Below are 6594 nucleotides of genomic sequence, written 5' to 3' on the forward strand. Positions count from 1 at the left end.
GATCCGCGGTGTCAGTGTGGCATGTCTGAGTAGACGAGACGACTCAATTGGACATTTCTACTTTGCACAGCGGCGGACATTTCAACTCCTCTGCCACATATTTTGTAGCCGGGGTACATTCTATTTCCAAGTGCGACATGCCTGTAATTTCAATGGCTTCACTTTGGAGATGAGACATGTCTCGATGCTACACGCAGATTACCCTCGCCGACCGGAGGCGCCTCCATCAGCTGTTGGCGGCAAAAGTGCCTGTCAACGAGATGGCGGGTCAGCTTGGTCGGCATCGCTCGACCATTTACCGCGAGATCAAGCGCAATATGTTTCATGATCGTGAACTGCCCGAGTACGACGGCTACTACAGCACGGTCGCGCAGGATAAGTGAGACATTAAGACTTTCGTTTCGAACGATTTTAAAGAACTCGGTCCCAAGTGGAACTTGCGGCAATCAAACTTTTCTGCTCGGCTACGGCATTAGCACCCCAAATCAGCAGGCTGGCGAGAAGACGGTTAGCGCGACTTCATCCCCCAGCAGCAACTTCCTCACGGCACGACCTTTAGCTTTTGACTTCCTCGTCTCTGAAAGCACCATCGTACCACCCGAACGCAGGGTGCCATGGATTTCGCGCAGCTCATTGTCGCAGCAATCAGCATGCACAAACCGAAGTGCAGATGTGGCAAAGTAATCGCGGTCCTGTTCGAATGTATTCCATCGCCGTCCCAAAATTTCAGCCACCTCACCAGTCGTATTGGAGCCAGCAAAGATATCGAGCACAACATCACCGGGGTCGGTGAGCATTCGAATAAAAAACTCAGGTAGTTTGGCCGGGAAGCGTGCAGGATGGGCTTTGATCCCGAGCTGCTTGCAACGGCGCTGATAACTGTCGTTGCTGCTGGTATTGGGAATAGTCAAAACGTTTGACGGAATAGCGCCGCCGTTGTCACGCAAGATCGTGTCAGTCATGACATGACCGCTCGGCCTTAGTTGCGCCTTCGGCACCTGGGACTGTCCCTCTAGCATCTTTGTCATCCGCGCACTGTACGGGGTCAGCACGTTACATACATCCGCTTTCGGCCAAGGCGATTTACTGAGCCACAAAAGCGTGTTGACGGAATCTTTGGCACGGATTTTGCGCTTGTTCACCCATTCGATCGGGCTTGGAAGCTTGGCCGAATTATACCAGAAGAATTCTTGACACAGATGCAGTCCTACTACCTCACAGAGCTCGATTATAAGCTTGTAAATATGCAGGCTTCGGGTTGGCTGACCGCGCTGATAGGCACCGCCGAGATCGAGAACGATGCTGCCATCATCCGCAATTTTTGGCATGACCTGCCGGATGAAGCCGGCCAGCCAGGCAACATATAGGTCTTGATCCGTGTTGCCGTATTCCTTCTTCCGCAGCAACGGAAACGGTGGTGATGTCATCATGAGATTGATGCTGCCATCGATAAGGTTCTCGATGAGATCGGCGGAATCTCCGCAACGGGCTTGGCCGTACGACGTGGTGTAGGTCAGGGTTTTTGTCATAGTCAGGTCATATCCAAAATCTGGACGCGAGCTCACCAGCGGATTTTCTCGGTCCGATGTGCTACGCGTTGATTGTTTTAAGAGAAGCCGGTCGAGCGTCTTCCGCGGAGACTTGCGAGCCCCATCGACGGAAAGGGTTCGAATGCGGCATGCATGCAGCATTCGTTAAGCTGCGATCCGGTCCACTTTGCGCGCCTGGGCAAAGAGACGCCCAGCAGCGAGCGCAGCATATTGGGGGCTCAACTCGATGCCGACATATCTGCGTTGGTACTGCTGCGCCACTAAGCCAACGGTGCCCGCCCCGAAAAACGGATCAAGTACCAGGTCGCCAGGACTCGTCGATGCCAATTTGCATGGCTCGACCAGCTTTGGGGGAAATGTCGCAAAGTGCGCCCCGGAGTATGCTCTCGTCGGAATTTCCCAAACCGACCGCGCGTTCCGACTATTTGGACCAAGGACAGCCGTACGGTCGTAATAATAACGTTCAGACTTTGTGAACATGAACAGGTACTCATGAGCTCGTGTGGGCCGATCCTTCACGCTCTCGGGCATGGCATTGGGTTTATGCCAGATGACGTCAGAGCGCAGATACCAGCCGTCATCCTGAAGCGCGAATGCGAGCCGCCATGGAATACCCAACATGTCTTTGGGTTTCAGGCCTTGGGGAGTTTGCGGACGAATGTCCATCGCGCGCGCCGGGTTCTTTCGATCTGGCGATCGAGACATACGGTTGCCGCTCGTATAGCCATCGCCGATGTTCAGCCACAAAATGCCGTCGTCCTTAAGAACGCGGCGGGATTCCCGGAAGACGCTGACCAGCCTGTCAATAAACTGTGTGACGGTGGGCTCGAGACCTATCTGGCCTGGATGATCGTAATCGCGAAGTCCCCAATAGGGCGGAGAGGTGACGATGCATTGAACAGACGCATTAGGCAATTGCTTCAATTCTGTCAAAGCGTCACCTTCGAGGATTATCGAATCGGTGATAACGCAGATGGGGCACGTAATGAGACCATCTGCGCCGCCACAATATGCATGGTCGGACGGGGTAGTTTTGAATGGAAAATTCGTCAGGGTCATTTCGTATCCGAAGCTAGATGCGCGGACCCAGCAGCGGCCTTTGGACCGACTGTGTTGCGCACTGTTATTATGGGATAAAAGAGTTGGTCCAAGCAGATGCTTGTGGCGCGCCCGACTGGACGGAGCGAAGTACCGGCTAGATGTCTTCCATACGGGGTAAGGCTCCGACCAAGCAGTAGGTATTATGGATTTGGGATGCTACATTCAAAGCATCGTCGACGAGGATGCTCTACGAATATGCAGCCAGTGGACGTGGACTGGGAATTGCCTCGAGATCTTCAGCGATATCCCATTCGACCGCGGCATAGATCTCCATCGCCATCCAAAGCCGAAGAATTTGACGATGGCGTCTTGGCTTGCCGATAAGATCGCCTCGGGGGTATTTTTGCCCTCCCCTGCGTGGCGATGGTGCGGGTAGCGCTGTAGTCGCAGCGCTGGCTCTGGTAGAGTTTCAGAATCTCGCGGAAACCTAATTGACCGGAATAATCGGAGCTGCCGCGATCGGACGAGCTTTGGGGCCCCGCTAGACGCGTGCCGGTGAAGCACGGTGGGCGATTGTCGTCGCGGTCGACGGTGAAGGTCTTCATCTCGGTGTCGTTCTGGGTCTGCATCGTCTGTTCCTCTGCTGTCGATGATCGAGAAGCATCGCCATGATTTAAAGGTGTCAGTCGGCTCAGATCACGTCAAGCGCCCCTACGCGCAAAATCATTCTCGATAATGCCGCAAGGATTTGTAACCCGGCGCGTCTTAGGTGGCTCTTCAACGGTCCACATGCACCTCGATCATCATTACGTAGGTCATCGTCACATCCCGAACGACGGCATTCATGACCCACTGAGTCTCCTCGGTGGTGCCAGTATGTTTCGGGTCGCTGATATCGCTGACGAGGCGCATCAATAGCTGTGCCGATGCCAAGTCGGGAAGGATGCCGCAGTCCATGGCCGCCAACATATTGGAATAGATATTCCTTTTCATCAGGCCGACGGTAACGCGGTACTCTGCAGTGACGACCCGCCTCACATCCTGATCGGTCGTCAGGACGATCTGCAAATGCTTAAGTCGCAATTTCTCGGCGCGGTGGACGAGAACTATCCATCATCGCCTGCCAGTCGATTTCCCAGCCCGTCAACGCCGACACCAATGCCAGTCCCATCGCCTGCGCCATCGCAGGCACGACCGCATTTCCAATCTGGTCGGCCACCGGCCCAAGCCCACCGACAAACTCCCAATTGTCCGGGAAGCCCTGCAATCGAGCACGCATTTGGTTCGTCAGGCCAGGGACGAAACCTTCCCGCGAGCCTTCATCTTCAGTCGGCGCAGCCTTGGCCGGAGGCGCGTAGCGAATTTGCTGCCTCTTGGAGCGGATCGCCTCACCAGCGCGCGCGCTGCCTTGGTAGCCCCGGATTGTGTCTGCCCGATAGTCACGATCCTTCATCGACTGTAGCCAAGCGTCCGCGCCCTCCCACCCTTTTTCGCCCATCAGGTCGACTAGAGCGACGCCAACGTTCGTAGCGAGTTCTGGAAACTTCCTCGGCATCCGGAAGGCTCCCGCCAGATCCTTGCGCATCCCCACCAACATGATGCGGGACCGGTTCTGCGCAACGCCGTAGTCCTTGGCGTTGATCCGGTGGATTTCCGTCGAGTATCCTGCCTTTGAGAATTCGCGCAGGAGAAACGCAACGTAGTCCGCGTGGCGAGAGTGCAAGAGGCCCTCGACGTTCTCAAACAGGAATGCCTTCGGGGCAATTTCGCGTATAGCACGCACGCCTTCCATCATCAGGTTGTTTTCGTCGTGCCGACCCTTTTTCTGGCCGACCGTGCTGAACGGAGTGCAGGGAAGACCACCCGTTAGTAGGTCGATCCGCTGTTCGCGGTATTCCTTGAAGTCCACTTTGCGGATATCGGCTTGGACGACGTTCCAGTCCGGTCGATTGGCCCGCAGCGTGGCCACCGCATTCCTGTTCATTTCGATCAGGGCGACATGCTCGAATCCGGCGCGCTCCAAGCCAAGGGCCAGACCACCTGCACCCGCGCACAGCTCGACAACACGGGGACGGTAATGCCGAGGAGGAATTCCGGCCAACGGCTTACGTGAAAGTCCTAGAGAGGATACCCGGCTTTGCCCTGTCAAAGTCGACAGCGCGCGCAATTCCATTGGTCCAATCTCGTCAAGTCGGTCGGCAGCAACGTCGCCAAGCACCTTGCGGGCAATCGCCATGCGATATGCCGGTGTCGCACGTCGTAGCGAAGCAAGGCTGGACTGCTCCTTACCAAACAGGATATCGCATTCAGCGTCGAGGACTTCTGCCTGATGGCGCAGGCTTGCATGAACAACAGGGGACTTTATACCTCCGGGCCGGAAATGCTGTCTTAGCTCTTCCACAAGGGAAGCTGCACGCACCTCGAAAGACGCCGCCGCTGCTTTTGCCTGTCGACGCGCGGCCGCCGCGACAGCCTTCCTGTTCGCTGCGGCCAGCGCTTCGGCGGGCATCAGCTTTGCGTCGGCCAACCGTTTCTTGATCAGAGCGACGTCCTTCGTGTCGATCCGCGCGCCAATCGCCATGCGCTCGAGGATTTCCTGCCGCGTGTCCTGGTCGGCAGCCACCAAGGACTTGATGACAGGAAACGACGCTCGGGACTTCCGGAGAACCTGCTCGGATCCCTTCAAGGATTTCGCGAATCCCATGTAGGTCGACAACTCGGCTGTGGGGAGATTACAGCGTGCCTTGAGGAACGCCTTCGCTTCCCCGGCGGGCACGACGTCCGTAAGATTTTCGATCTCGACGGCCAGCGCCAGGACGCGATCCGTCATCTGCTGCTGCAGCTCCGTTATCCGCCTGATTGCCGCAGAAAGCGCTTGTGCCTTTGGATCGATGTCTGCCATTGGAGTGTCCCCTTTTGGGACGTCTTTACGACATCGGATATTGCAGGGCCGGTAAGTAAATCTCTAAAATACGACGGATCTTAAACAACTAGGGACGATCGTTTGCATAGCGGGAAAGCGAAGGTCGATATGTCGTCCCCGACAATAATGACGTTTGAAGTCTACCATCATCTCTGTAGTAAGATCTCGCTTTTCATCGGGGAGGGTTGTGACCTTATCCTCGTGTTTATAGAGATTTGTCACCGTTGGTAGATTATCGCGACCTGGGTAGGCAGGATTTCAAACATGAGCTGAACGGTTGGACAATCGTTATCTCCTTTTGCAAATCGCGCAGAAGCTACGGTTAAACGACTAACAAAACATGATGGAATTCAATGCATGATAAACCGAAGCTAACTCGACGTCATGGCAAGCCGAGTTCATTGGCAATTGAAACAAATCGGCCCGAACATTAATCCAAGCGCCGGGGATTTGAGTCAAATTGCGCTCAAACGATTCGATACTTGAGGGGTTCGTTTCCCTTTCTGAGATTTTCGTTTCAAACCGTCAGATTTCCGATTCACGATCGACAGGACGACCAGGATATGCCGAGGGACACTCTGACAGAGCGCAATCGCAAACAGCGTGAACGTCAACGCGACCTTAGAGCGCGGCAACGAGCGGCCAAGCGGCCCGACCGTGACGACGTCGCGCGCGTCATGCTGCAATGGTTCATCGTGGGCGCGGTTGCCAAAGGACGACAGAAGGAACTCGAACAGAGTGAGGATGTCATCGTGAAACGTCTGGTCGCCCAGGGTTTTGACGAGGCTGCTTGCTATGACGTCTTCGACCGTCTGGTCGAGAAGTATACGGACGAGCACTGGGACTTTCGCCGCAAGCCGCATCTCCTGTTTCCCGACGGAGCGCCGGATGACGACATGTCGGACTGAGGCTTGCGTCTGATCGTGAACGGATCCCGCTCGCTCCACTTGGCTTCGGTTTTGTGCAAACGGTGTTTCATTCTGGGATGTCTTCTCCCCGTGACTTCTTCAAACGCCGTTTACAGTTGAATCGATTCATTGGAGCTTTTGACGGCTGGCTTGGCTGACGGGCGTCTCATTA

Annotated in this window: 6 protein-coding genes and 1 pseudogene; 2 read left to right on the forward strand and 5 right to left on the reverse strand. The window is 55.4% G+C overall.

The features are described from left to right. Nucleotides 1-176: 176 nt before the first annotated feature. Nucleotides 177-371, forward strand: a pseudogene (locus ASF29_RS12630) (helix-turn-helix domain-containing protein); the annotation flags it as partial. A 114-nt stretch (nt 372-485) separates the two neighbouring features. On the opposite strand, the gene ASF29_RS12635 reads toward ASF29_RS12630, so the two are convergent. The 5 genes from ASF29_RS12635 to dcm all read right to left on the reverse strand — a co-directional run bounded on the left by ASF29_RS12635 (nt 486) and on the right by dcm (nt 5493). Next, nucleotides 486-1529: a site-specific DNA-methyltransferase gene (locus ASF29_RS12635; RefSeq protein WP_062451045.1), complete on the reverse strand. Its 1044-nt coding sequence runs from the start codon at nt 1527-1529 to the stop codon at nt 486-488. 165 nt (nt 1530-1694) lie between these two features. Continuing rightward, nucleotides 1695-2516, reverse strand: a complete 822-nt coding sequence (locus ASF29_RS12640) for a site-specific DNA-methyltransferase (protein ID WP_348271309.1) — start codon at nt 2514-2516, stop codon at nt 1695-1697. A 371-nt stretch (nt 2517-2887) separates the two neighbouring features. Beyond that, on the reverse strand, nt 2888-3220 hold the full coding sequence (locus ASF29_RS24405) for a hypothetical protein (protein ID WP_156462659.1): 333 nt from the start codon (nt 3218-3220) through the stop codon (nt 2888-2890). A gap of 148 nt (nt 3221-3368) precedes the next feature. After that, nucleotides 3369-3659 (reverse strand): hypothetical protein, encoded by a 291-nt coding sequence (locus ASF29_RS12645; protein WP_062451046.1) that lies wholly within the window; start codon nt 3657-3659, stop codon nt 3369-3371. Between the two features lie 4 nt (nt 3660-3663). Then, nucleotides 3664-5493: a DNA (cytosine-5-)-methyltransferase gene (gene dcm, locus ASF29_RS12650; protein ID WP_062451047.1), complete on the reverse strand. Its 1830-nt coding sequence runs from the start codon at nt 5491-5493 to the stop codon at nt 3664-3666. Between the two features lie 584 nt (nt 5494-6077). Between dcm and ASF29_RS12655 the strand changes: the two genes are divergently transcribed. Then, nucleotides 6078-6422, forward strand: a complete 345-nt coding sequence (locus tag ASF29_RS12655; protein WP_062451048.1) for a hypothetical protein — start codon at nt 6078-6080, stop codon at nt 6420-6422. The last annotated feature ends 172 nt before the right edge of the window (nt 6423-6594 follow it).

The sequence above is a fragment of the Rhizobium sp. Leaf262 genome (genome assembly GCF_001422245.1).
Classification (GTDB): domain Bacteria; phylum Pseudomonadota; class Alphaproteobacteria; order Rhizobiales; family Rhizobiaceae; genus Agrobacterium.